Source organism: Streptomyces sp. BR1, from assembly GCF_052373795.1.
Lineage (GTDB): Bacteria > Actinomycetota > Actinomycetes > Streptomycetales > Streptomycetaceae > Streptomyces.
The window spans coordinates 6,997,335-7,021,476 of sequence record NZ_CM126252.1 but is presented as its reverse complement, the minus strand read 5'-3'; the positions used below and the strand labels follow the sequence as shown (position 1 = coordinate 7,021,476).

At 69.5% G+C, this 24,142-nt stretch carries 25 protein-coding genes; 9 read left to right on the top strand and 16 right to left on the bottom strand.

The annotated features are described in order from the left end of the window. Window position 1: 1 nt before the first annotated feature. The 6 genes from ACT1U9_RS30990 to ACT1U9_RS30965 all read right to left on the bottom strand — a co-directional run bounded on the left by ACT1U9_RS30990 (window position 2) and on the right by ACT1U9_RS30965 (window position 7,159). Window positions 2-1,540 (bottom strand): carboxylesterase/lipase family protein, encoded by a 1,539-nt coding sequence (locus ACT1U9_RS30990; RefSeq protein ID WP_444535932.1) that lies wholly within the window; start codon window positions 1,538-1,540, stop codon window positions 2-4. A gap of 157 nt (window positions 1,541-1,697) precedes the next feature. Further along, entirely contained in the window at window positions 1,698-2,957 is a 1,260-nt protein-coding gene (locus ACT1U9_RS30985) for a serine hydrolase domain-containing protein (protein ID WP_444535931.1), read from the bottom strand. A 125-nt stretch (window positions 2,958-3,082) separates the two neighbouring features. Beyond that, a complete protein-coding gene (locus ACT1U9_RS30980) occupies window positions 3,083-5,020 on the bottom strand; it encodes an ABC transporter ATP-binding protein (RefSeq protein WP_444535930.1) in 1,938 nt (645 codons plus the stop codon). 6 nt (window positions 5,021-5,026) lie between these two features. Further along, on the bottom strand, window positions 5,027-5,818 hold the full coding sequence (locus tag ACT1U9_RS30975; RefSeq protein WP_444535929.1) for a hypothetical protein: 792 nt from the start codon (window positions 5,816-5,818) through the stop codon (window positions 5,027-5,029). Continuing rightward, entirely contained in the window at window positions 5,812-6,405 is a 594-nt protein-coding gene (locus ACT1U9_RS30970; protein ID WP_444535928.1) for a hypothetical protein, read from the bottom strand. The genes ACT1U9_RS30975 and ACT1U9_RS30970 overlap by 7 nt, the downstream gene beginning before the upstream one ends. Window positions 6,406-6,415: 10 nt before the next feature. Further along, entirely contained in the window at window positions 6,416-7,159 is a 744-nt protein-coding gene (locus ACT1U9_RS30965) for a hypothetical protein (protein ID WP_444535927.1), read from the bottom strand. A gap of 185 nt (window positions 7,160-7,344) precedes the next feature. Here ACT1U9_RS30965 and ACT1U9_RS30960 point away from each other — a divergent pair, with 185 nt between their 5' ends. Continuing rightward, on the top strand, window positions 7,345-7,734 hold the full coding sequence (locus ACT1U9_RS30960) for a hypothetical protein (protein ID WP_444535926.1): 390 nt from the start codon (window positions 7,345-7,347) through the stop codon (window positions 7,732-7,734). Continuing rightward, the gene (locus ACT1U9_RS30955; RefSeq protein ID WP_444535925.1) at window positions 7,731-8,942 is read left to right on the top strand and encodes a radical SAM protein; all 1,212 of its coding nucleotides are present in this window, start codon (window positions 7,731-7,733) and stop codon (window positions 8,940-8,942) included. Before ACT1U9_RS30960 ends, ACT1U9_RS30955 begins: the two co-directional genes overlap by 4 nt. A 92-nt stretch (window positions 8,943-9,034) precedes the next feature. Here the strand turns inward: ACT1U9_RS30955 and ACT1U9_RS30950 are convergent, their stop codons facing one another. Next, complete coding sequence (locus tag ACT1U9_RS30950; protein WP_444535924.1) at window positions 9,035-9,547, bottom strand: GNAT family N-acetyltransferase; 513 nt, start codon at window positions 9,545-9,547, stop codon at window positions 9,035-9,037. Window positions 9,548-9,757: 210 nt separating this feature from the next. Between ACT1U9_RS30950 and ACT1U9_RS30945 the strand changes: the two genes are divergently transcribed. Together ACT1U9_RS30945 and ACT1U9_RS30940 are read left to right on the top strand one after the other, a co-directional pair. Further along, window positions 9,758-10,915, top strand: coding sequence for a serine hydrolase domain-containing protein (locus ACT1U9_RS30945; protein ID WP_444535923.1), 1,158 nt, complete (start codon window positions 9,758-9,760; stop codon window positions 10,913-10,915). A 73-nt stretch (window positions 10,916-10,988) separates the two neighbouring features. Then, window positions 10,989-11,153 (top strand): hypothetical protein, encoded by a 165-nt coding sequence (locus tag ACT1U9_RS30940; protein WP_444535922.1) that lies wholly within the window; start codon window positions 10,989-10,991, stop codon window positions 11,151-11,153. 5 nt (window positions 11,154-11,158) lie between these two features. Here ACT1U9_RS30940 and ACT1U9_RS30935 read toward each other — a convergent pair whose 3' ends face one another. Beyond that, window positions 11,159-11,317 (bottom strand): pentapeptide repeat-containing protein, encoded by a 159-nt coding sequence (locus tag ACT1U9_RS30935; RefSeq protein WP_444539298.1) that lies wholly within the window; start codon window positions 11,315-11,317, stop codon window positions 11,159-11,161. Between the two features lie 84 nt (window positions 11,318-11,401). Then, window positions 11,402-11,644 carry a pentapeptide repeat-containing protein gene (locus ACT1U9_RS30930; protein WP_444535921.1) on the bottom strand — a complete coding sequence of 81 codons (243 nt, stop codon included), beginning with the start codon at window positions 11,642-11,644 and terminating at the stop codon, window positions 11,402-11,404. Window positions 11,645-12,021: 377 nt separating this feature from the next. Here ACT1U9_RS30930 and ACT1U9_RS30925 point away from each other — a divergent pair, with 377 nt between their 5' ends. Further along, window positions 12,022-15,759: an nSTAND1 domain-containing NTPase gene (locus ACT1U9_RS30925; protein WP_444535920.1), complete on the top strand. Its 3,738-nt coding sequence runs from the start codon at window positions 12,022-12,024 to the stop codon at window positions 15,757-15,759. Window positions 15,760-15,783: 24 nt separating this feature from the next. Here the strand turns inward: ACT1U9_RS30925 and ACT1U9_RS30920 are convergent, their stop codons facing one another. The 3 genes from ACT1U9_RS30920 to ACT1U9_RS30910 form a co-directional block, all read right to left on the bottom strand. Continuing rightward, a complete protein-coding gene (locus ACT1U9_RS30920; protein WP_444535919.1) occupies window positions 15,784-16,398 on the bottom strand; it encodes a hypothetical protein in 615 nt (204 codons plus the stop codon). Between the two features lie 130 nt (window positions 16,399-16,528). After that, window positions 16,529-16,933, bottom strand: coding sequence for a cupin domain-containing protein (locus ACT1U9_RS30915; protein WP_444535918.1), 405 nt, complete (start codon window positions 16,931-16,933; stop codon window positions 16,529-16,531). Then, complete coding sequence (locus ACT1U9_RS30910; protein ID WP_444535917.1) at window positions 16,930-18,378, bottom strand: MFS transporter; 1,449 nt, start codon at window positions 18,376-18,378, stop codon at window positions 16,930-16,932. The genes ACT1U9_RS30915 and ACT1U9_RS30910 overlap by 4 nt, the downstream gene beginning before the upstream one ends. 57 nt (window positions 18,379-18,435) lie before the next feature. Here ACT1U9_RS30910 and ACT1U9_RS30905 point away from each other — a divergent pair, with 57 nt between their 5' ends. Both ACT1U9_RS30905 and ACT1U9_RS30900 read left to right on the top strand, forming a co-directional pair. After that, a complete protein-coding gene (locus ACT1U9_RS30905) occupies window positions 18,436-19,104 on the top strand; it encodes a TetR/AcrR family transcriptional regulator (protein ID WP_444535916.1) in 669 nt (222 codons plus the stop codon). Between the two features lie 133 nt (window positions 19,105-19,237). Beyond that, window positions 19,238-19,906 carry an SMI1/KNR4 family protein gene (locus ACT1U9_RS30900; protein WP_444535915.1) on the top strand — a complete coding sequence of 223 codons (669 nt, stop codon included), beginning with the start codon at window positions 19,238-19,240 and terminating at the stop codon, window positions 19,904-19,906. Here the strand turns inward: ACT1U9_RS30900 and ACT1U9_RS30895 are convergent. The 4 genes from ACT1U9_RS30895 to ACT1U9_RS30880 all read right to left on the bottom strand — a co-directional run bounded on the left by ACT1U9_RS30895 (window position 19,872) and on the right by ACT1U9_RS30880 (window position 22,146). Further along, a complete protein-coding gene (locus ACT1U9_RS30895) occupies window positions 19,872-20,210 on the bottom strand; it encodes a winged helix-turn-helix domain-containing protein (RefSeq protein ID WP_444535914.1) in 339 nt (112 codons plus the stop codon). The genes ACT1U9_RS30900 and ACT1U9_RS30895 overlap by 35 nt on opposite strands. Further along, the gene (locus ACT1U9_RS30890) at window positions 20,207-20,953 is read right to left on the bottom strand and encodes a hypothetical protein (RefSeq protein ID WP_444535913.1); all 747 of its coding nucleotides are present in this window, start codon (window positions 20,951-20,953) and stop codon (window positions 20,207-20,209) included. The genes ACT1U9_RS30895 and ACT1U9_RS30890 overlap by 4 nt, the downstream gene beginning before the upstream one ends. Before the next feature lie 111 nt (window positions 20,954-21,064). Then, a complete protein-coding gene (locus ACT1U9_RS30885; protein ID WP_444535912.1) occupies window positions 21,065-21,484 on the bottom strand; it encodes a carboxymuconolactone decarboxylase family protein in 420 nt (139 codons plus the stop codon). After that, window positions 21,481-22,146, bottom strand: a complete 666-nt coding sequence (locus ACT1U9_RS30880; protein WP_444535911.1) for a class II aldolase/adducin family protein — start codon at window positions 22,144-22,146, stop codon at window positions 21,481-21,483. Before ACT1U9_RS30880 ends, ACT1U9_RS30885 begins: the two co-directional genes overlap by 4 nt. A gap of 62 nt (window positions 22,147-22,208) precedes the next feature. Between ACT1U9_RS30880 and ACT1U9_RS30875 the strand changes: the two genes are divergently transcribed. Together ACT1U9_RS30875 and ACT1U9_RS30870 are read left to right on the top strand one after the other, a co-directional pair. Beyond that, the gene (locus ACT1U9_RS30875; protein WP_444535910.1) at window positions 22,209-22,691 is read left to right on the top strand and encodes a MerR family transcriptional regulator; all 483 of its coding nucleotides are present in this window, start codon (window positions 22,209-22,211) and stop codon (window positions 22,689-22,691) included. A 201-nt stretch (window positions 22,692-22,892) separates the two neighbouring features. Then, the gene (locus ACT1U9_RS30870; protein ID WP_444539297.1) at window positions 22,893-24,125 is read left to right on the top strand and encodes a serine hydrolase domain-containing protein; all 1,233 of its coding nucleotides are present in this window, start codon (window positions 22,893-22,895) and stop codon (window positions 24,123-24,125) included. Window positions 24,126-24,142 lie beyond the last annotated feature (17 nt).

Here is a 24,142-nt window from a genome sequence, read left to right as displayed (position 1 = left end):
GCTACTGCCGGTCGATCAGTGACAGCACCGGAATGGTGTGGTTTTCCCAGAGAAGGCGCGAGGTCTCCTCCGGGTAGGCGGTGACGGTCGATCGCGTGTCGAAGAGTCGGGTGAGGCGTCGCTCGGCGTCGTACGCGGGCCAGCCGGGGTCACCGTGGGTGGCGAAGGCCGTCCACGCGGCGCGCATCGACGCGGACAGCTCCTCCGCAGCGGGTGAGGGGCTTTCACCGATCAGCACGGCGGGCTGGCCGCTGCTCAGGTTGCCGAACACGAGGGGCACGTCGAGGCCGTGGCAGGCGCCGAGGATGCCTCCCATGCCCGGGGCGGGCCAGGTGAGTTCGTATACGTGGGCGCGTCCGCCGCCGGTGAGTTGTGCGGTGGCGAGGTGGAGGCTCGGCATACGGAACAGCCAGTCCGAGTGGACCAGTTCGTAGAGCGCGTCCGGGCATGCGGCGGGGTTCGCGTCGCGGTAGCGGCGTGCACCGTCGGGGCCGGGGGCGAAGGTCTGCAGGGCACTCTCCGCCTGCTCCGCGGTCACCTGGCCGAGGAGGCCGTCGAGCGCGGTGAGCAGCCGCTGCTCGTCGCGGGTGTGTCCGACGAGGACGTCGATGTCCCGGGCGGCGCCGTCCGCCAGGGCCCGCCAGGGTGTGCGGGGCAGGACATCGCCGTCGACGACGGACGAGACCAGGATCGACCGGTGTGCGGCCTGACCCCAACGCTCCGTGAACGAAGCCGACTTGGCGCCGACCGCGTCACCGGCGGCGCACAGCACGTTCGGGTCCACCGTCGACAGGTCGGCCACGGTGGGCCGCAGTCCCAGTTCGGCGGCGAAGGCGGTGGCGATGTCTGCGGCGAGTTCCGGGGAGAAGAACGTTCCCACCACGCTCTGGGCGATCGCCCGGCGGAAGAGTCCGGCCGCGCGGGGCATCGCGAGGAGCGCGGCGACCGACCCCGCGCCCGCCGACTGTCCGAAGACCGTGACGTTGTCGGGGTCGCCACCGAAGGCCGGAATGGTGTCGCGCACCCACTCCAACGCGGCCACCTGGTCGAGCAGACCCCGGTTGGCGGGCGCTCCCTCGATCTGCGCGAAACCCTCGATGCCGACGCGGTAGTTGAGCGTGACCACGACGACACCGCCGTCCCGGGCGAGGCGGGCCCCGTCGTACTCGGGCAGGCTCGACATGCCGATGAGGTACGCGCCGCCGGGGATCCAGACCATGACGGGAAGCCCGGCTCCCGGGTCCGGGGCGGGCGTCCAGACGTTCACGGTCAGCCAGTCGGTGCTCGCCGCGTCCGGCGACAGCGAGTCCATACCGAAGTGGCCGGCCTGCGGAGGCGGCGGCCCGTACGACACCGCCGGGCGCACACCGTCCCAGCCCCTGACGGGCTGCGGCGCGGCGAACCGGAGCGCGTCCACCGGTGGCTCGGCGAACGGGATGCCGCGGAAGACCGCCACGCCCTCCTCCACCCGGCCACGCAGCGTACCGGCTGCGGTGCGGACCTCGGGCTCGAACGTCGGCTCAAAAGCACCAGTCGCCATCACAGTCCCTTCCCGGGGGCGGGGAAACGCCTTCAGGCTAAACGCCTCCGGAATCATCAAGCCGGAGTCAGAACCAGCGCCAGCCATTTATGGTTCCGGCCCCGGAGCACGCGGCGCGTCACATGAGCGCCGCGTACACCAGGGACCTCACGAACCGTCAGATACGGCTGTCCTCAACGGCGGGAACCGAGGGGTAGCCCACCCCGTTGCCGGTGATCGACCGGGACGCGGGCTTGGTGGCGGCCGGCGCCTTGCCGCAGAACGCGGGCTCCAGGGTGTTCGTCAGCGCCGAGGTGACGGCACCGTTGTTGGAGGCGTTGGCGAACACGACGACCGTGCGCTTGTGGTCCGGGGTGGAGAACGTCTGGGTCTGGTAGCCCTGGACGATTCCGCCGTGGCCGAGCACCTTGCCGCAGGACAGGGCGATCTCCCTGATCCCGAGCCCGTAGCTGACCTTGGCCGTGGGCGTGGGGAGCACGCTCGTCATCTGGCGCAGCGAGTCGTCGGAGACCAGCCCGCCGGAGCTGCCGGCGAGCAGCGCGGTCATGAAGCGGTCGAGGTCATGGGCGGAGGAGACCACACCGCCCGCGCTCCAGACCCAGGACGCGGTCTGCTCGGTCGAGTCAAGCAGCGGCTTGGTGCGGTCGTCATTGGTCAGGTAGCCGGTGATGTGCGGGCCCGCGATGGTCTTCTCGGGCACGGTGAAGGTGGTGTGACGCAGCTTCAGCGGCTCGAAGATCTGCTCCTTGAGCAACTCGGCGTACGGGCGTCCGGTGAGGTGCTCGGCCGCCAGGCCCATCAGTACGTAGTCGGTGTTCGAGTACGAGTACGCGGTCCCCGGGGTGTACTGCAGGCCGTGCTTCACCGACATCGCCACGAGGTCCTCGGGCTCGTAGACGTTGTTGCGGATGCGCTTCTCGAAGGCGTCGGTGGTTTCCTCCCCGCTCTGTTCCAGGAGGTCGTTGGTGTGGTCGTACACCCCGGCGCGGTGTTCCATCACCTGGCGCGCGGTGATCGCCCAGCTCTCGGGCAGCGTCCCGGCGGGCAGGTAGTCGCGCAGCGGCTTGTCCAGGTCGATACGTCCCTGCTCGGCGAGGCGCATCACCAGGACCGAGGTGAACATCTTGCTGTTGCTTCCCACCCGGAAACGCCAGTCGGCGTCCATGGGCGTGCCGTCGAGGTCGGCCTTGCCGACGGTCAGCGTCCGGCTGCGCTCGGAGTCGTCGCCGTGGTCGCGGATCACCGCGAACGCGCCCGGCGCACCCGCGTCCACGACGCGTTGCAGCGCGGCGCGCACCCCGGTCACGTCCTGCTCGGTACGGTCCTGCGCGGCGGACGCGCCCACGGCGCTCCCGGCCGCGAGCGCCACGGTGGTCGCGAGCACGGTCACCGTACGGGCGATGGTGGTTCCAGCCATAAGAGAAATACCCCTGTTTCCCGGCTATTTGTGCGGAGGGCCGGTCTTAACCCTCAGCCACCAAGATCGTATAGGGGTATGAGCTCATCGGCTTTCGTCCACGCCACTGTCAGGACCCCCCACACTCAACGGCACGTGTCGCCCTCCGGCACGTATTGGCTCGCCTGAAGCCGGTAGAGCTCGGCATACAGGCCATCTGCTGCCAGCAGGTCGGACGGGGTGCCGGATTCCACGAGGTGGCCCTTGTCGAGGACGTGGACGAGGTCGGCGTGGCGGACGGAGGCGAGGCGGTGGGTGATGAGGAGGACGGTGCGGCCGTCGTCGGCCAGGGCGCGGATCTCGTCGAAGACCTGTAGTTCGGCGCGTGCGTCGAGGGCCGCGGTGGGTTCGTCGACGATGAGGATCTGCCCCTCCCGGTAGGCGGCGCGGCTGAAGCCGATGCGCTGCCACTGGCCACCGGACAGCTGATGGCCGCCGCGGAACCCCCGGGCCAGCAAGGTGTCCAGGCCACGGGGCAACTCGGCGACGAGTTCCTTGGCACCCGCGTGGCGCAGGGCGCGGTCGATGCGTTCGTCGCTGACGGGGGCGTCGGGGCGGCCGATGAGGACGTTGACGCGCGCGGTGAAGGACCATCGGGTGAAGTCCTGGGCGACCATCGCCACCCGGTCGGTGAGCTGCTGCCGGTCGGCGTGCGCGGCGTCGGTCCCGTCCCAGAGGATGCGGCCGTGCTGCGGGGTGTAGAGGCCGGCCAGGAGTTTGGCGAGGGTGGTCTTGCCCGAGCCGTTGCTGCCGACGAGGGCGACGATCTTGCCGGTGGGGATGGTGAGCGTCACGTCGTCCAGGGCGGGCGCTGCCTGCCCGGGATACGTGAAGGAGACGTGCTCGAAGTCGATCCGCTGCGGCAGCTCAGGGAGCGGCAGTCCCCCTGTGGGCAGGGTGCGCCGCTCCGCCTCGTCGCACAGCCGCTCCAAGTCCCCTACGAACAGCGCCTGTTCATGCAGTGCGTTGACCTCCAGGGCCAGGGTGGTGAGGTTCGCCGAGCCCGTACGGATCGCGATGACAGCCGTGCCCGCAACGGACAGCGCCATCGCGCCGCCGAGAAGCAGAGCGCCCAGAGTGATGTACGTGGCGGCCGTGGCGGCGCCGATCCAGACGGCGGCGATCAGTCCGGTCCGGGCTTCGAGCCGGGCCAGCCGCGCCTGTTCGGCTTCGGCGGACTCGGAGAGGGTGCGGAAGTGCCGCAGGAGGAACGGCCCGATGCCGTGCACCCGGATCTCGGGCGCGGCCCCCGTATCGGTCAGCATGTGCCCGATCAGGCCGCCGGCTCGGGTGTGCTGGGTCCAGGCGTGGAAGGACAGATAGCGGCGGCGGGCCGTGGTCAGCGCGCTCCACGAACCGGGCACCGTCATGAGGGCCAGCAGCGGGAGCAACACCGGGTGCAGCACGGTGAGAACGCTCGCTGCGGTGATGAACGAGGTCGCCGCGTTGATGGCACGGTTGCCGATGCTCATCATCCGGCGCGCGGAGGACGCCCCGTACCGGGCCGAGTCGAGCAGCTTGTGGAACCGGTCGTCCTCGATCGCGGCCAGCTCCACCTGCGAGGCCCGTTCGAGGTACACCTCGGTCGCCACCCGCTCGACCCTCGGCTCCAACCGCCCCGTCGCATACGTGGTGACGGCCCGCAGCAGTGCCCCCGCCGACATCGTGACGCTCACCGCGATCAGGGCGGGCAGCGCGCGGTGCAGGCGGTCCTCGATGGCCGCGCCCGTCAGCAGCCCGGCCAGGATGTGGTTGACCGCCAGCAGACTCGCGGCCTGGGCGAGCCCGCGCCCGAGGTTGGCGACGACGAGGAGGCGGGCGGCACGCGGGTCGGCACGCCAGGCCAGGCGGAAGCCCGAGGCCAGAAGCCGGGGCAACCTGCGCAGCACCGCGCGAAGGTTCAGTTCGAGGTAGGCCTCCTCGTGCTGGGACCAGCCCATGTCGTAACGAAGGGGACCGCCGAACAGCAGTTGCTCGGAGTGCGAGGGCCGCACACTGTCCGGGTCGGTGGGTTTGTGGCGCATCCCCGCTCACCCCGTCAGGGTCGCGGCCATGAACACCAGCGCCGGGTACGCCCCGATGAAGGCGAAGACGAATGTACTGAGTCCCATGGTCACCGCGATACCGATGTGCAGCGCGGCTCCGGCGAGGAGAAACCCCCAGCGCGGGACGCCCGGCACGAAGACGGCGAGCCAGAACGTCACCTCCAGCACCATGACGCCCCACGCGAGCACGAGCCCGAGGAGCGGCCTGGCCCGCAGGAACGCGGCCAGCCGGGGCGAACCGTACGAGCGGGTGGAGAGGATCATCGCGAGGCAGGAACCGTCGCGCCACATCGGCGAGATCAGCTTCGCCGTCCCGGCGATCAGATAGCTCAGGACCAACTGGCAGGTCAGGAAGGCGAGGAAGAGCTTCCCGACCGTGCCCCCGACGATCAGCGTGGCGGCGGCGGTGAGCATGGCGAGGGCCGCCATCTGGTCCGCGCCGTCGGTTCCGTAATCGCTGCGGTGCAGGCCGAGGAGCAGGGTGGTCAGCAGTACGCAGGCCAGTACGGCCGAGCCGCGCGTCGACAGCGGCGCCACGACCGGGGCGGCGAGGCCCGCCGCGAACTGGACGGCCAGCACCGCCCGGTAGCGCTCCCAGACGAAGAGCCCGCGCACCGCGGGCGGGCAGCGGTGCGGGTACGACCCGACCACGGACCACGCCAGGGTGCCGTCCTCGGCGAACTCGCGGGCCTGGCGCAGGTCGCGGGCCGCCGACACCGCGAGCCCGGCACCGCAGACGGCCAGGATCGCCCGGGCCGTCTCGGTCTCGTTCAGCATGGCGTACCTTCCCTGGCGCCGGGGGCCTGTACGTCGACTTCCCGTGCATCCGCGTCCCGTACGTCGACATCCCGCACATCCGTCCCCAGCCGATGCACCACGGACACGAAGATCACCTGAGGGTCCTCGTCCCGCAGACTCGCGTGCGCGATGACGAACTCGAAGCCGACGGCGGCGGCGTCGTGCGGAGCGGAGGCCGCCCGGTTCAGCAGCAGGAGGTACGGCGTGCTGATCATCAGCCGCGCGTCCCGGGTCCGCGCGTCCGGCTCCTCCTCCCAGCCCTGAGCGGCCCGGCGTACCAGGTGTGCGGCGGCGTCGAACAGCGCCTTGCCCGCCCGGCCCCCCTCGCCACCCTCCGGGAGGACGAGTCGCAGGGGGCCGAGCGTGTCATTGGCGAGGACGTCGCGGTACATCAGCACCTTGTCCTTCGTCGCCGGGTTGGGCGCGAAGAACGTCCAGGACGGCAGCAACGGGGAGAACCAGGCGGGGACCCGCTTGCGGAGCGCCTCACCGATCCGGGGCAGCGCCGCCACCACGGTCAACAACAACCACGCCGCCAGGACGACGGCCACGAGTACGGGTCCCACGCGGCGCCCCCTAGAGGCGGAAGTGGCGGCGGCGCATCGCGAGCAGACCGGCCACCGAGGCCGCGGGCCCGCCCGTCTCCCCCACGATCTCCTCGATCTCCGCGGCGGACAGTTCCGTCGCGCTCTCGCCCCGGGCGAAACCGGCGCGCGCGTGCTTCTCGCGGACGGCGTCGTTGGCCGCGTCACGGATGCGGTCGGTGATGATGTCCATGGTCGTGATCGTCTGGCACGGCTCACGCGTCCCCATGTGCACATGCCGCTCGTCGGGGCTGACGCACTCCAGCAACCGCCGCTCCAGCGGGGTCAGTTCGGGCGCCCGGCGCATCAGCAGATACGTCGACTCGACCTCGGGTACACCCCGGTCGGTGTGCTCGACGATACGGAAGTCCGTGTCCTGGAGCGGGCCGCCGGTGTACGGGAAGGTCAGCGTCCTGAACGCGTACCCGCGCGGCAGCGCCAGATCGCGCACCAGCGCGTGTCCCGCGCAGAGCAGGTCGAAGTAGCGCGACGCGGCCACCAACTCGGCGCCAGGGGCGGGTCGTTCGGGCACGGGCGTGTCCCGTACGGCCTGCCAGTCGCCGCGCAGCGCGGCCTCGCGCAGCCGTCGCCAGGAGGGCGCCGAGGCGTCCCCCACGTAAATCACCACTGATCCCGCGGGCGGCAGCATCCCGCCGTCCGTCATGCCTGCGGCATCGGTCGGGACGGTCACCACGTCCACGCTCCTGGCCGTGGCAGCCACTGCTGAGGTAGTCATCACGAACGCTCCTGCCCATCGTGTCCGAAGCCGATTGCTGGACTGGGGCAACCAGTCTCAGGTGCTGCCAGGACGCTGAGACACCCCCCAATATTGGGGGGTTGGCAGCACTTTTCCGGCCAGTTTTCATGATTCTGAACGGACGCCGGCATCAGCGGGCCGACAGAGCGAGAAGGGTGGTCACCATGGCCGGAAGGACCGGAAGGACACCTACCGAGCAGGACGTAAACGAGTCACAGGCCGTCTCCCGCAGCGCGTATCTGCGGCTGCTCGCGCTCCAGCGCACGGGCGGACCGAACGAGCCGCCGGCCGACGGGTCCGGGCAGGAGCAGCGGGAGCGGCTGGCGATCGTCGACGGGCTGCGGCCCGCCGAGCGGATGTGGCCGGACTACCCGGACTTCTGGGTCGAGGGACCCCGTACGGGCGACGGCTGGCACGAGAGGTTCCTGGACAAGGGGCCGCGCCGGGCGGGCTTCGTCACGCACCGCGAGGGCCGCGACCCCGCTCCGCGTCGCCAGCGCGTCACCGAGGCGTACCTGCGGCTGAAGTCGGCGCTGGGAGCCGGGTCCGCATGAGCGTCGGCACGGCCGAGGGCCGGCGAGAGGGCCGCCCGTCGGCGCGGGAGGAGACGCCGCCATACCTGCAACTCGTCGTCAAGGTCTCCAAGTTCTGCAACCTGCGGTGCCGCTACTGCTACGAGTTCCCGTCGCTCGGCGACCGAACGGCGATGACAGTTCCGCAGGTCAGGAACATGATCAAGCACGTGGGCGAGTGGCTGGCGGACCAGCCGGACCGGACGGCGGACTTCGTGTGGCACGGCGGGGAACCCCTGCTGATGCCGCACGAGTTCTACTACGAGGTCAAACGGGCCCAGCAGGAGTTCCTGGAGCCCGCCGGGATCCCCTACGGAAACTCCGTGCAGACCAACCTCTACCGCCTCACCGACGACGACCTCACCCTGATGCGGGATGTCTTCGACGACGTGGGTGTATCGGTGGACCTGGTCGGCGGCCAGCGCGTCAACGTCGCAGGCCGCCAGGCGCAGCCACGGGTCCTCGCCCATATGCAGCGCCTGATGGACGAGGGTTTGAACTTCGGCTGCATCACCGTGCTGTCCCGCTCCACGGCACCTCATGTCGCCGACATCCACCGCTTCTTCGAGGACATGGACCTGGGCTTCCGGCTCCTGCCCATCTACCGTACGGGCTATCCGGGACAGCAGGCGGACCACGAGCTCTCGTCCGAGGAGATCGTCGGCGCGCTCAAGACACTCACCGACCGCTGGCTGGTCTCGGACAGCTTCATCAACGTCGAGCCGATCGAGGGTTACGCGGCCAACGTCGTGCACGCCTTGCACGGCGAAGGAGAGCAGCGCTTCTACGACAAGGAGCGCGGGGAGACCATTCTCGTCATCGACACGGACGGATCCGTGTACTCGAACGGCGACGCGTACGACCTGACGCTGCGTCACGGCGACATCTTCACCCAATCCCTCGCCGGCATGCGCCGCTCCCCGACTTTCGGCGAGGCACTGCGCCAGTCGCGGGACAGGGTCCGGGACACCTGTACCGGCTGCCGCTACTTCGGCTCCTGTTCCGGTTTCTTCGCAGCGGAATCCACCCCCGAACAACGCTGGCGGGACCCCGTGTCCGGCCTGTCCCGGTGCGGAGTGGTGCTACCGGTCCAGCAGTACATCGAGGAACGCCTCACGGACCTCGGCCTCGTGGACAGCGTGAGCCGTCGCCTGGACCGCACGCTGCTGGAGCGGCGGGCACTGGACTGAGGCCCCAGCTGAGGTATCGGCCCCTAGATGACTCGATACGTACTGCACTGCGTGCTGGTGCAGTACGTACGGGATTTCTGGGGGGATGCAGCTCAGGCCCCCACAGCGGTCCTCGCCGTCGCCCCGGGCTGGCGCACCATGAAGACGTCGATCGGGTCCTGGGATTTCACGACGAATCCATGGCGCTCGTAGAGCCGGCGAGCAGCGCTGCCCTGCAGTACGTGCAGACCCACGCTCATACCCTCCGCGTCGGTCCGTGCCAGCACCGTACGCAGGACATCGGCCCCGAGTCCTCGGCCCTGATGATGCGCCGCAAGGTAGAAGTGCTCCAGCCACTGCATACCGTCGGCGGGCCGGACGGTGACGCACCCTATGAGTTCGCCGTCGAGCGCGATGACGGACGTATACCGCGTGGAGAACGAATCCCGCAGCCGCTGCCGCACCCGGTGCTCGTCGTAACGACCGAGGCGTTCCAGATCGGCGCGCATGACCTCGGCCCGCAGCTCGGCGATCACCTCGATGTCCTCCGCCACGCCGGTACGCAGCACCCAGCCCGGACGGCCGTCCGCATCCGCCGCCACGGCCCCCACCACCTCAGCATCCATGGCCGGGAGTATCTCAGTCCCACTGCTCGCAGCAGGCAGCTGTCCATTACGTGGAACACCCGCCACCCCACTCACCACCTGGGGTTTCCCTTAAGGGATGCGAGGCCCGTCGCTCATCCCTGCTCATGATCACCGGAACACCCCCACCGGCCTAAGCTGAAGCAACGTCAGCCACACCAACCACTTCACTTCAGATGAGGCCGTCACTCCATGTCCCACCGCAAGGCCGCAGCCGCCTCCGCGCTTCTTGCCGCCGCTCTGCTCATCCCCGTCGCCACTCCCGCCGTGGCGGCCGCGCCCGCGTCGAGTGCCGGTACTGACCGGGCCGCGCTCCAGCAGGCGCTCGACGCCACCGTCGCCGCCGGTATACCCGGGGCCATTGCCGAGGTGCGGGACGGGCGCGGGGTGTGGAAGGGCAGCAGCGGGACCGCCGACCTGGGGAGCGGGCGCGCCGCCCACGCCGGGGACCGTTTCCGGGCCGGGAGTGTGACCAAGACCTTCGTGGCCACCGTCGTCCTTCAGCTCGTGGCCGAGGGCAAGGTGAATCTCGACGACGACATCGAGCGGCAGCTGCCCGGCGTGGTGCCCAACGGCGCGCACATCACCGTGCGCCAGCTGCTCAATCACACCAGCGGGCTGGCCAACTACAGCGACGAACTGCTGAAGAAGCCCGACCCGGTGCGGGCCGCGCAGAAGGCCACGTACACCCCGCGCCAGCTCATCGCACTCATCGCCGACATACCCAACAGGCCCGCGCCGGGCACGACGTGGGAGTACTCCAACACCAACTACGTCGTCCTCGGTCTCCTCGTCGAGCACGTCACCGGGCAGTCGCTCGGGCACGCGATCGACCACCGCATCCTGCGGCCCCTGCACCTGAAGGGCACATCCTTCCCGACCGACGCGCGTCTGGCAGGTGCGCACATGCACGGCTACGACTGGCTCGACGGCCGGGGAACGGGTGCCGCGCCCACCGACCTCACCGAGTTCAGCCCCGCCGCGTACTGGGCCGCCGGGACCCTCATCTCCACCACGCACGACCTCAACACCTTCTACAAGGCGCTCCTCGACGGCCGACTGCTGCCGCCCCGCGTGATGAAGGAGATGCGCACCCTGCACCCCATGAACCCCGAGCGCCCCAACCGCTCGTACGGCCTGGGCCTGGAGAGCAACGGCAACATCTGCCCGTCCGACGGGCCGGTCGTCGGCCACACGGGCGAGGTCGTCGGATTCCAGACCTTCAGCTTCACCTCGGCGGACGGCAAGCGCCAGGTCACCCTGTCCGTCAACGTGGGCCTGACCATGACCGACGCGGAGGGGGCGGCCTCGATGAAGGTACTCTCCACGGCGTTGTGCCGCACAGCGTGACCTATCAACTCATGGGTATGTCTGAGTAGTTGTACGGATGGCCTGCCGTCACCCCGATCGGCAGGCTGTCTCCGTGACCACATTCGAGAACGACCCCCGAGTCCCCATGCGCCCCGCCGACCACCATCAGGTCGCCGAGACCGTGATGAAGGCCGTCCTCAGCGTGGCAGCCGTGGCGGGACTGTCTCTCCTGTTCTTCCTGGGCTTCCTCAGCTTCTTCTGGACCATGGCCAGTTGACGGTTTCACACGCCCTCGGGTGCAAGGCCGGTCGGCACCCTTGTCGTCGCATCGATCCGGGCTCCGGCCAGTTGGTCGGCCGTGAGGCCGGTGGCTTCGCGGAGATCGGCGCGACGCAGGTCCGCAGCCGCGAGATGCGTCCCGTGCAGGTGGGCGTGTGCCAGTTGCGCGCCTCTCGGATTGCTGCGCTCCAGATGGGATTCCGTCAGCCACGCACCCGCGAGTTGGACCTCGGGAAGCCAGGCGTCCTACAGACGGGCGTGCGACAGGTCCGCCTCGTCCAGACGCGCGCCGGCCAGGCGTGCTCGTTCCAGACGGGCGCCCTGGAGGTCCAGGCCGCGTAAGTCGGTGTCGCGCAGATCGATACGGAACGGCTCAGTCCGTACGGGCCGCCGCCCCAGCACGGTGATGGCGGCCTGTACGTGGTCCTGCGGCGCCGGCGGGCCGACGGCCGCCGACGGGTCCGGGAGCCGACGGCGAGCGCACCACAAGCGGCCAGGGCGAGCGCGCGTTTCCCTCTGGCAGTCATGCCAACGAGCATGACGGCTTGGGAAGTTCAAGGCGATGGGCGGGCATGCCGCGGTTCAGTTCTGCGGCCATGCACGCCTCTTGCGATCGCTCCCGTGCGCACATCGCCCACCCGGGTTGATTACCCGCACGAACAGGGCCTGCGCATCAATGCAACAGCCGTTGAAATCACTGATGCGCGCCGGTTCCGCCGCCCACGGGGGTGGCTTGCGGGACCGGGCTTCCGGCATCACCTGCCGGAACGCGCGAGTGGATGCGCCACGACCTGTCCTGGAGTCGCCTTGTCCGCTCCAGGACAGGTCCATACCGTGAGTTCACCCGATCACCCAACGGGGAGACAGTGGGACGCCGCGAGAAACCGATCGAACCGACCGACGGGCCCGTACAGCGCCTCGCCCAGGAGTTGCGGCGGCTGCGGCAGGAGGCGGGGAGCCCGACGTACCGGGCCATGGAACGCGGCGCAGGGTACTCCGCCGCCGCTCTGTCCCGGGCTGCCGCCGGCGAAAAACTCCCCTCGCTTCCGGTCGTTCTGGCCTATGTGCAAGCGTGCGGCGCCGACATCGCCGGGTGGGAGGAGCGCTGGCGCGAGGCGTCCCGTGCGGAGGCCGCCGAGCCGTACGCGGACGACGAGGACGCCGTCCCGCCGTTCCGGGGGCTCGCACGGTATGAACCGGACGACGCGGACCGGTTCTTCGGCCGGGACGGGCTCACGGACGCGCTGACCCGGATGGCCTGTGCGCATCGCGTCAGCGCGGTGCTGGGCCCGTCGGGCAGTGGCAAGTCCTCGCTGTTGCGCGCCGGGCTCATCCCCCGATTACGCGCCCTGGGCGCCCCGCACGCACCACCCGCCGCCATTCGCATCCTCACTCCCGGCCCGCACCCCGTCCGCGACCACCACGCGCTGTTCGTGCCGGACCCGGCCGCCGGGGACACCTGGCTGATCGTCGACCAGTTCGAAGAGGTCTTCACCCTCTGCCACGACGCCTCCGAGCGCGGTGAGTTCATCGAGCTGCTCATGAGCGGACGTACGCACGACAGCAGACTGCGGGTGGTCCTCGGAGTACGCGCCGACTTCTACGGCCACTGCCTCGAACACCCCGACCTCGCCTGCGTCGTCGGCGAGGCGAGCCTGCCCGTACGACCGCTGACGCCCACCGAGCTGCGCGAGGTGATCGTCAAATCGGCTGCGGCGCACGGGCTGACGGTCGAACGCGCCCTGACCGCCCGGGTGTTGGAGGAGGCGGCCGCCGAGCCCGGCAGCCTGCCGCTGCTCTCCCACGCCCTGCTCGAAACCTGGCGCCGCCGCCGTGGCCGGACCCTGTCCCTGGAGGGGTACGAGCTGGCCGGGGGCCTCCACGGCGCGATCGCCCAGAGCGCGGAGGCCGCGTACGGCCGACTCCCCGACGAGCAGGCGCAGGTAGCCCGCCAGATCCTGTTGCGCCTGATCACCCCCGGCGAGGGCACGCCCGACACCCGCCGCCCCACCGACCGCGAAGAAGTGAACGCTGTTCACCCGGCCCAGGTCACCCCGGTCCTGGAGCACCTCGCCCGCGCCCGGCTGATCGCCCTCGACGGGCAGTCTGTCGATCTCACCCATGAGGCGCTGATCACCGCCTGGCCCCGGCTGCGCCGGTGGATCGACCAGGACCGCGAGCGGCTGCGCGCCCACCGCCAGCTCGCCGAGGCCTCGCGGGACTGGCAGGACCTGGGCCGCGACTTCGGCGCACTGCTGCGCGGTACGCGTCTCGACCAGGCTGAAACCGCCTTCGATACGCCCGCCCGGCGCGGTGAACTCACGGCGCTGGAGGACGCGTTGCTCTCCGCAAGCCGCCGGGCACGTCGACGTGCCCGGCGCACCCGACGTGCGGTCACCGCCGCGCTGTCGATCCTGGTCGTGCTCGCTCTGGTGGCGGCGACGGCGGCCTGGCAGCAGGGCCGGGCCCGGGATGAGCAGGGCCGACAGACCGCCGCCCGCGCCGCCGCCGCGCTCGCCGAGAGCATGCACCAGAGCGACCCGCAGACCGCCATGCGGCTGAGCCTGGCCGCCTGGCGGATCGCCCACGTGCCCGAGGCGCGCGCCGCCGTCCTGGCAGCCGCGTCCCGACCCGACCAGGACACCGACAACGAACCCCGACCCGATCCCGACGCCCCGCACTTCCTCGACCGCTTCGGCCGCACCCTCACCACCCGCACGGACGGCAACGTCGTCCAGCGGAACGTCGACGGCCACCGCACACTCTCCACCGATCCGGTGAACGCGGACCCGATGGATGCGAGCCCGGACGGCAAGACGGTCCTGCTCAAAGGCCGCGACGGCGTACGACTGTGGGGCCACGGCCTGACCGAGCACGCCGAGGAGACGTTTCCGGGATCGGTCCTGCTCGTCGGCCGCTTCCAGGCCGACGGGCGCGCCCTGGTCCTGACCGATTCGTACGACGTCCCGACCATCCAGGTGTGGGACGTGGCCCAAAGGCGTCTGCTGTTCAAGGACGCACCCGGGCATCCACCCACCGCGCCGCACACAGCGGTGAGCGACGACGAGCGCTACCTGGCCGTGTGCCCGGCGGGCGGCACGCTCGAAGTCTGGGACATGGCGGCGAAACGCGCACTTCCCGTCCCCGGTTCCATCGGGTCGTTCGCCCGGTGTCCGGCCGCCGACGCGTTCCACCGTATGCGTTTCACCCATGGACCACAGAGCCTCGCCGTGATGACCACCGAGGGCATGGTGTCGTGGAACATCACCACAGGCCACGAGGAGGCTCGCATCAGTCAACGGGGCATCAGTGAGGCCGAGTTGAGCGACGACGGCAAGTTGCTGGCAGCGGCCACGGCAGACGAGATCCTGATCTGGCGGACCACCGCCCCCTCGGCCCCTGTCTTCCGCTACCGCCTGGAGAACGAACAGGCCAGGACGCTGAGGCTGGACACCGAACGCGGCCTCCTGCGGTACCTCGGCGGCCGCTCCAAGGTGACCGTACGGTCACTGGACATCCGCCAGGTCGCACGCTCGTCGGATGACAAGGCGTCCGTCGACTGGGCGATGTTCAGCCCCGACGCCAAGGTGTTCGCCACCCAGGTGCGCCACGGCTCCCGGCTGACGTTCGAACTCCGTGACGCGACAACCGGAAAGAGCATCGCCCACCTGCCCGCCAAGACCTGCCCGGCCACCGACACCGACACCGACACCGACACCGACACCGACCACTGCAGTGCCCGCATGGCGTTCAGCGCCGATGGCCGGACACTCGCGTACGGCTCGTTCCGTTGGGAAAAGCCCAACCCGAACCAGCAGATCACGCTGTACGACGTGGTCGAGCACCACACCAAGGCCGTCGTGGACCTCACCCCGGCCGGGCGACCCCTCGGGGAGACGAGCGATATCGCCCTGACCCCGTCGGGCAAGGCCCTGCTGGTGATCCGGTCCATCAACGGCCGTCGGAGCCTTGAGCGTTGGGACCCCGAGGACGGCAGTATGTCCGTGGTGGGCGAGGATCCGGGGGAGTACTTCCAACTCCCCCCGACGGACCGGCGGGCGATCACAGAAGGCGGTTACGTCACCGATCTCAAGACCGGACGCACCACCTTGCACCCGCACGCCGAGGATCTGCGAAGCGGGGTGGCCACGAGCGCCCACGGGTTGACGGCAGCAGGGACGATGTACCCCGCGATCGCCGTGTGGGACGGCAACGAGCGGTGGGAGACGGATCCCCTCGCCCTGGCGGAGCGGGACGTACAGCGTTTGACCGACACGCCCGTGACGGTAACGGCACTCGCCCTCTCCCCGGACGGTCGCACACTGGCCATGGCCGGGAGCGACGGATCACTGGAACTGTGGGATGTACTGAGCCACCGCACCCTCGGCACCCCCCTGCCAACCGATGGCGACCCCGTCTACTCCCTCGCCTTCAGCGCCGACAGTGGCACCCTGTACGCGGCGGGCCCACGTGTCCCCTGGCACGCGTACCCGTCCGCGCCGCAGACCCTCGCCCAGCATCTGTGCGAACGGCTACGCGGCGGCTTCGACAGGGCACAGTGGAAGCAGCTCATCCCCGAAGCGCCCTATCGAAAGATCTGCTGATGCGTGCGGCCGCTGAGGCGTGAACTACTGCTTCTTGCCGCTCTGTTCGGCAGCCGTGGCCGTCGCGCGCTTGCCGTCCTGGACCTGCTGCAAACGCTTGAGCGTGGTGGCGAGCATGTCCTCGACGCCGGCCGTGTCCTGTGCGGCGCCGTCGAGCCGGATGCGGATGTTGACGACGCCCGAGAGGACGTAACCCTCAGCCTCGTCCTCGCTCAGCCCCGGGTTGATCAGGAGGACGGACTCGTCACCCAGCTTCTTCTTGGGCGCCTGCTCCTTCTTCGTCTCGGTGCCCTTCCAGGCGGCGTAGCCGCTCTTGGCGTTCTCCGGTGTGTCGTACTCGCAGACGTCGATGTCCATCATGTTGTCGGTGGACCCGTTGTAGATGAACGTGGTGCTGCCGCCTCGCACCCACCCCTTGGGAGAGGTCTCCTTCTCCCCGTCGTGCTTCGTCGCCGTGCAATACGTACCGTCCGACGTGACCCCCTTGCCGTGGTAAGGATCCCAGCCCGGGAGTCCGTCGCCACTGCCGGGCAACGCCTGCGTGATGTCGCCCTGGCCAAGGGCCTTGGTGATGGGTTTGCCGCTGTCGTCTCCTGAATCGGAGGAAGAACAGGAGGTCAGGGCCGTGCTGGCCAGCAAGACGGTAAGAACGGTGGTGCGTGTACATGACATGGACACAACCCTAAACAGGGTGTCGGGCGAGCTTCGAGCTGACCCCCTGTCACCGTGCCGTAGTGGCCCGGCAGTACCTCGCCGGGCCACATGTCTCTCAGTTGGCGTCCACGCGCCTTTCGAGGCGGGTGCCGTGGCGAAGGGTGATCGACATCAGGTCACTGGGGGCGTCCAACTCCAGACGGTGCCAGCGGCCACGCGGGACGACCACGGCGCTGCCCGCCCCCAACCGCACCACGTCCTCCGCACCGCCGGACATGGTGGGACGGAAGTAGAGGCGAACGCCGCCGGTCAGGCAGCACACCGCCTCCTCGGCCTCCGGATGCATCTCCCAGTGGTCGGCGTGAACGTCGGCGTCGGTCTCCACATGGAACGTCGCGATCTGCCAGGCGCCCGATTCGCTGCTCGTCATCCGGCGTTCGGCGACTCGGACATCGCCGTCGGGGTGGATGTGCAGAGCCGAGGCAAACAGGTCAACGGGCGAGATGGGTGTTGTCGTCATGAGGGCGTTCCTTCCAGGAGATTCTCTGTCGGGGCGACGGATTTCGGGATACGTATGTCGGCCCGGCGGCGGGGCAGCACGACGATCGCCACGACCGCCGCGAGTACGAACAGGGCGGCGGCGACGGCCAGTCCCAGCGCGTAGCCGTCGTTGAGCGCGGCGGGGTCGGTGGCGGTGCCGGTGCGGTGTGCGGCGATGGCCGCCAGGGCGGCCAGGCCGATGCAGCCGCCGAGTTGGCGGGAGCTGTTCATGAGGCCGGAGGCCATACCGGCCTCGCACGGGGCGACGCCGGTGGTCGCCGCGACGACGATCGGCGCGATGACCAGCCCCACGCCGACTCCGGTGACGACACAGGGGCCGAGCACATCGGTGAGGAATCCGCCGTCGGGACTGATGCAGGCGAACCAGGCCAGGCCGGCGGCGGCGAGCAGGGCGCCGGGCACCAGGGACGCACGCGGGGTACGTGTCGCGGTGACGCGGGTCGCCACGACGGTGCCCGCGACCAGGCTCGCGGAGAAGGGCAGGAACGCGAGGCCGGTCGCCGCGGCCCCCATGCCCAGAACCTGCTGCATATACAGGGAGATGAAGTAGAACGCCGCGAACTGCCCGGCCGCGGCGAAGAACACCAGCACGTTGGCCCCGGCGACCCAGCGGCTGCGCAGCAGTCCGAAGCGCAACAACGGTGCGGACGACCGGGATTCGACGAGGACGAAGGCGGCCAGGAGGGAGACCGAGGCGGCGAACATCACCAACGTGGCCGGTGATCCCCACCCTTGGGCGTCGGCGCGGACGACATCGAGCACCAGCAGCCCGACCCCGCCCGTCACCAGGACGGCGCCGAGCACGTCCAACCTCTCGCGCCGCACGGGTCGTACTTCGGCGGGCACACCTGCGAGCACCAGCGCGAGAGCCACCGCCACGATGGGCAGATTGATCAGCATCACCCACCGCCACCCCGCGTACTCGGTCAACAGCCCACCCGCCAGCACACCCAGTGCTCCCCCGGCGGCGTTCACCCCACTCCACACCCCGAGCGCGCGTACGCGTTGCGGGCCTTCGGTGTACGTGGTGGTGAGCATCGCCAGCGCGGCGGGGGTGGCCGCGGCCGCCCCGAGTCCCTGCCCGGCGCGGGCGGCGATGAGTTGCCAGGGCGCCTGAGCCAGCCCACCCCCCAACGAGCACAGCCCGAAGACGACCAGACCGAGCACGAACAACCGACGCCGCCCGTACAGGTCGGACGCACGGCCCCCCAACAGCAGAAATCCGCCGAGCGTGAGCGCGTACGCATGCACGACCCACGACAGTCCCAGCGGCGCGAACCCCAGCGCGGTGCGCATCGCGGGCAGCGCGACGTTGACGACGGACAAGTCCAGAGCGACGGCGAATTGAGCAACGGCTACGGCCGCCAGCACGACGCCGGGTCGCCCTCGTAAGTTTCTGTACATGTATAGAAAATATCCGCAGAGGATCGCTGTTGTCGACACCTGAGGGATGATGAGGGCATGTCGCAACCGTCCGCACCGCGCAAACCCCGTGGCCGACCTCCCCGCATCTCCCGCGAGGAGGTGGTCGAAACGGCCCGCCGGATCATCGACACGGAGGGCGTGGACCGGCTGACGATGCGTCGGCTGGCAACGGAGATCGGCAGTACGCCGATGGCGCTCTACCACCACGTCCGCAACAAGGAAGAACTGCTCGTCCTGCTGCTCGACGACTACGCCGCGCGGACGCTGCAACGGCCCGAACTCCCCGCCGAGCCGCGCGAACGGGTCGTCGTCGCAGCAGCCACGATCCACGAGGCGCTCGCGGCCTGCCCCTGGATCGTGGAGGTACTGACCGCCGACGACCTGATGTCCACATCCGCCCTGTGGTTCGTGGAACAGATCGTCGACGGCCTGATCCGGTGCGGCCTCTCCCCCGAACAGGCCGTCCACGGCTACCGCGCGATCTGGTACTACACAGCCGGAGAAATCGTGGTCCGCAGGACAGCGACCCGCCGACGCACGGACGACGACCGCCCCACTTACCGGGAGCAGGTCTTCGCCGCCCTCGACCCGACCGAGCTACCGCGCCTGGCACAGGTCGCGAATGCCTGGGCACCACTGACGGCCGAGGACACGTATGCGCCCGGCCTCCGGGCCTTGGTGGACGGGCTCCTGGTTACCCGCTGATGGCCCAGGCTCCCCGTGTCGGCAATGGGGTTACGCGCGGTCCCCGAGGCACCGGTCGAGTCGACTGACCCTCAGACTCGGCACCAAACCGCGCGCCGTTGGATTGTCAGTGGTGGGTGTCACCATCGGAACCATGTTGAGATTCGAGTGGCAGCCCTTCCTGACGCGGTGGAGTCAGGAGTGGGCCGATGCGTACAACGTGGAGCAGGACGCACGGGACGACGACCGGGACGCCTGGGCGGCGCGCTGGCTGGGGTTCGGGCCGGCCACGGAAGAGCGCATCGTCGCGCTGGAGCAGCGGATAGGCCGCTCGCTGCCACCGTCGCTGCGGTCGTTCCTCCAGGTAACCGACGGCTGGCGGCACGCCGGGCGCTTCGTCTACCTGTTGGCCGGGGCCGAGCGGATCGACTGGTGCGGCGACCCGCACGGCATGAGCAGGGACTGGCTGGAGGAGCTCGGCGAGGACGCGGACGAAGAGGAGATCCGGGAGGCCGGGGTGTGGGCGCGCTCCCTCCAACTGGCCCTGGATTCCGACATGGTGGACGTGCTGCTGGATCCGGAGGACGTCGACGACCGCGGTGAGTGGGCCGTGTACACGTATGCCAGTTGGCGTGGGGCGCCCCCGGAGCGGCATCCGTCGTTCCGGCACTTCATGGAGGACATGTACGAGGAGTTCCTGAGCGTGTCCGCCGACAATCCGGGCTTCGACAACGACACGACTCGGTCCTTGGACGCGGGGGTGGACGCGGCCCGGTCTCCCTCCGCCGTCACCCTAGATTGCCGTGTTCGATCTGGTGGATGAGGCGTTTGAGGTGGGCGACCTCGTCCTGGAGGGCTCGGTCGCCGGTGGAGGTGAGCGTGATCCAGGTGCGGGGGCGTCGGCCCTCGTACCCCTTCTCGATGTCGATCAGTCCGTTCTTCTCCAGAACGGCGAGGTGCTGGCTGAGGTTGCCGGCGGTGAGGCCGAGGGTGGTGCGCAGGAAGCCGAACTCGACGCGGCGGGCCTGGTGGGCGACGGTGAGGACACCGAGGCGGACCCGCTGGTGGACGACGTCGTCGAGGCCGTTGACGGGGTGCTGGTCGGACTGGCCGATCTGGTCGCTCATGACGTGGTGAGCTTACGGGGCCGCTGGGCCAGGGCGAAGCCGAGGGCGCCGAGCATGAGGAACACACCCGGGACGGCCAGGCGGGGCAGGGCCGACCAGGGCGAGGTGGCGTCGATCCCCGCCCAGCCGTAACTGATCGGCGCCAGCTCCAGGGCCAGGTAGGCAAGGGCGAAGAGCAGCAGGGCACGGTTTCGTTCCACCCAGGACAGCACAAGCAGCGGCAGCCCGACGGATGCGGCCCCGCCGGTGAAACGTTCGAGGAAGGCCGTCAGGCCCGCGTCGGGGTTGAGGTCCAGGCCCCAGAAGTCGACCGTGGCACCAGGGGTTATCTGGCGGGTGGCCGAGAACTCGGTGACGGCCACCAGGGCGACGAGGCCGATCCCGGCGAGGACGTACGGCCGGACAGGGCTGCCGACTCCGCGCCTGCGGGAACGGCGGATGTAGAAGAACGCGGTCAGGGCGTACGCGAGCACCAGGGCGAGCGTCCAGTAGAGCGATGAACCCTGCTTGATGAGGACACAGTCCGTACCGGGGGCTGCCGAGCCGTGGAGCTGCGGACAGGTGACGGTCCGGGTGCTGAAGGTGAGGCGGTTGACGAGGATCCCGCCCAGCGTCAACGCGCCCAACAGCAGGAGCGGGAACCAGGTGCCGCGCTGAGCGGCACGGACTCTGCGGGTCAACTCGCCGAGGTTGGCGAGGACTTCATGAGGGGCGCCGGACGAGGGCACCGATGCGTCTGCCATGCCGTCAGCTTTGCATTGCAAACTAGTCATGGCAAGAGACTGTTCTGAAACGGGGCGGAGAGGAGAGCGCGCCCGAGGCTCCGATGCGCCCCGGACGCTCCGGACGCCCCCTCAGACACTCTTACGGTCCTCAGCCTCCAGAAGTTCGGCGATGATCTCGATGCCGAGCGCGTAAGCCGGCGCACCCGCGGTGATGAGTGCGGTCTCGGCGACCCCGACGAGATCGACCAGGTCAGCACCGGCGTGAAGTGCTCCGCGTGCGTGCAGGCGGGCCGGATCCGTACGGCCGAGAGCCAACAGCTGCCCGAAGTGGACGAGTTGCTGCACCCGATCGCCCAACGGATTGTCGGTCAACACAATGTGCCGCAGCTCGGCGAACGCCTCTTCCGTGTCGAGTCGGCCGAGAGCCCGGGCCACGCGCAGACGGGCCGCCACGCCGCTGGGCACGGCCCCGAAGGTCGCGCGATAGCGATCCCGGACAGTCTCGATACGTATGGCCTCCGCAGGTTGAGTGAGAGCGTCGTCCGTCATGCCGAGACCCGCGCTATCGCCGCTCGTACGTCTTCCAGGGCGCCTTCGGGGAAGTCCACGGCGCCGCCGAGCGCCGTCGCGGCGATCTCCGCCTCCGCGCTTTCCTCGATCGCCACTACGAGGTGGGCGGTGGCCGCCGAGTCGGGGCCGAACACCAGCAGGCCGTGGTTGGCGAGCAGCACCGCGGCCGTCGTCGGGCGTCGCTCCAGGACCTCGGCCACACCCCGCACCGAGACGTCGGACCCACGAGGTCCCCATGCCACCACCGGTACCTCCTCGGCCTGCCCGAAACGCAGCATCGGCTCGGTGCGGCACGGCAGCGGCCGATGGGCCACGGCGAAGGCCGTCGCGGCGGGCGAGTGGGTGTGGATCACCGCGCCCACCTGCGGGCGAGCACGGTAGACAGTGCTGTGCATGCTGATGATCTCGGCACTGACGGACTGCAACTCGCCCGCGAGGACCCGACCGTCGAGGCTCACCGTCGCCAACTGCTCGGGCCGCAGATCGCGGACGAACCCCGGGGTCAACAGGAAGCGCTCGGCATCGATCCTGACGCTCAGGTTGGCGTGCCCGGAGTGCGACATCACCCCGGCCAGGAAGAGCTGCCTCGCGGCCTCGACGAGCTGGCGAGCCCGGTCCGTCACGTCATACGTATCTGTCATCTCGTTCACTTCTTCATCTCCGAAGTTGTCTGCCGACGGCTACTCGTGCGCCGCCGTCCCGTATGCAGGCCACTCTTCAACTTGAACTAAGGTTCAAGTCAAGCGTCGGGCGGAAGGACGGGCGGAGTATGCGTTTGACGATCGGTCGGCTGGCCGAAATGACCCAGGTCCCCGCGTCGGCCATCCGTTTCTGGGAACGCCACGGACTGCTGCCCGAGCCGGAACGTCAAGGCGGCCAGCGGCGGTATCCACCGGAGGCCGCCGAGCGGATCGTGCTGCTGCGCAAGTGTCAGCAAGCCGGACTGACGCTGGCCGAGATCAGAGAGTTCCAGCAGGACCAACCGCGCAGACAGGCGCTGATCCGGGCCAAGCTCGCCGAGATCGAGCAACGTATGGTCGACCTCGACCACGCCCACCAGCTCCTGGCCCATGCCGTCCAGTGCGGCAAGGAGGACATCCTGGTGTGTCCGACCTTCCGGAAGCAGATGGCGACGTGGCGCCAGTCCCCCGGAGCGCAACCGGGTACCGCGTTGCGACCCCGCTGACCAGCGCGTCTGCACGGTCTCGCGGATCCCGCAACCCGGGCGCCGCCATGCGCGGGCGACACGGCGGGCCTAGCGTGGGACGGGAGTGATGCCCTCGTCCGGATGTCGTCGTCCGGACGTTCTCGTCCGGCAGGAGGCCTGCCCGTGAGGTATTCACAGATCCAGTGGCGCAAGACGTGCGTGGGGGTGGCGGCCGCCGCGATGCTGGCCGTACCGATGTCCGCGGGAAGCGCGTACGGCATCACCGAGCCGCCCGTACCGTCCCCCACCGCGTCGACGTCCAGCAGCACAGGCTTCCCCGAGCTCAGCCCGGCCGTCGCCGCACGTCTGGACACCGCCATACGGCAGGTCATGCGCGAGGCCGATGTGCCCGGCGTGATGGTGAGTCTGTCGGCACCCGGCAAGGGGAGCTACGTCAAGGCCTTCGGCGTCGCCGACAAGACGAGCAACGCCCCCATGGCACCGAATCTGTACATGCGGATCGGCAGCGAGACCAAGACCTTCACCGTGACCGCCCTGCTCGAACTGGTCGACCAGGGCAGGGTGGGTCTGGACGATCCGATCTCGAAGTACATCCCGGGAGTCCCCAACGGGGACAAGATCAAGCTGCGGGACCTGGCGGACATGCGCAGCGGGTTGTTCAACTACTCCGCGGACGACGGTTTCGTCAAGGCGCTGCTCACCGACCCGAAGCGAACCTTCACGCCACAGCAGTTGCTGGACTACGCCTTCAAGCACCCGGTGCAGTTCCAGCCCGGTCAGGACTTCGAGTACTGCAACACCAACCTGATCCTGCTGGGCCTGGTCGTGGAGAAGGCCGGCGGTATGCCGCTCAACGAGTTCATCGCGCAGAAGGTGGTGAAGCCGGCCGGGCTGTCCCACACCTCCTTGCCGACCGGCGCCGACTTCCCCAGCCCGCACGCCCGCGGCTACACCAACCAGACCCTGTCCGGGAAGATCGCGGACACCACTGACTGGAACCCCTCCTGGGCCTGGGCGGCCGGGGCGATGGTCTCCTCCCTGTCGGACCTGCACAGTTGGGCCCCCACGGTCGCCACCGGCAAACTGCTGTCCGCCAAGACGCAGGCCGAGCGCCTCAAGACCATCCCGACACCGATTCCGGGCGCGAGCTACGGTCTGGGCATCTTCAACATCCAGGGCTGGATCGGACACAACGGCTCACTGCCGGGTTACGAGTCCCTGACCATCTACCTGCCCGAGTCGAAGGCCACCCTCGCGGTGATGCTCAACACCGACATCCTGCACAACAAGTCGGAGCCCAGCACCCTCTTCGGCCAGGCGATCACCCGCATCGTGACCCCCGGGCACGTGTTCAACATCCCGGTCATCGAGCCCCGCCAGACGACCCCGCCCACGTCTCAATCGTCGTCCCAGCCCACCTCCCGGCCCACGTCCTCACCGACCTCCCGGTGAGGATGGCATGATCACGG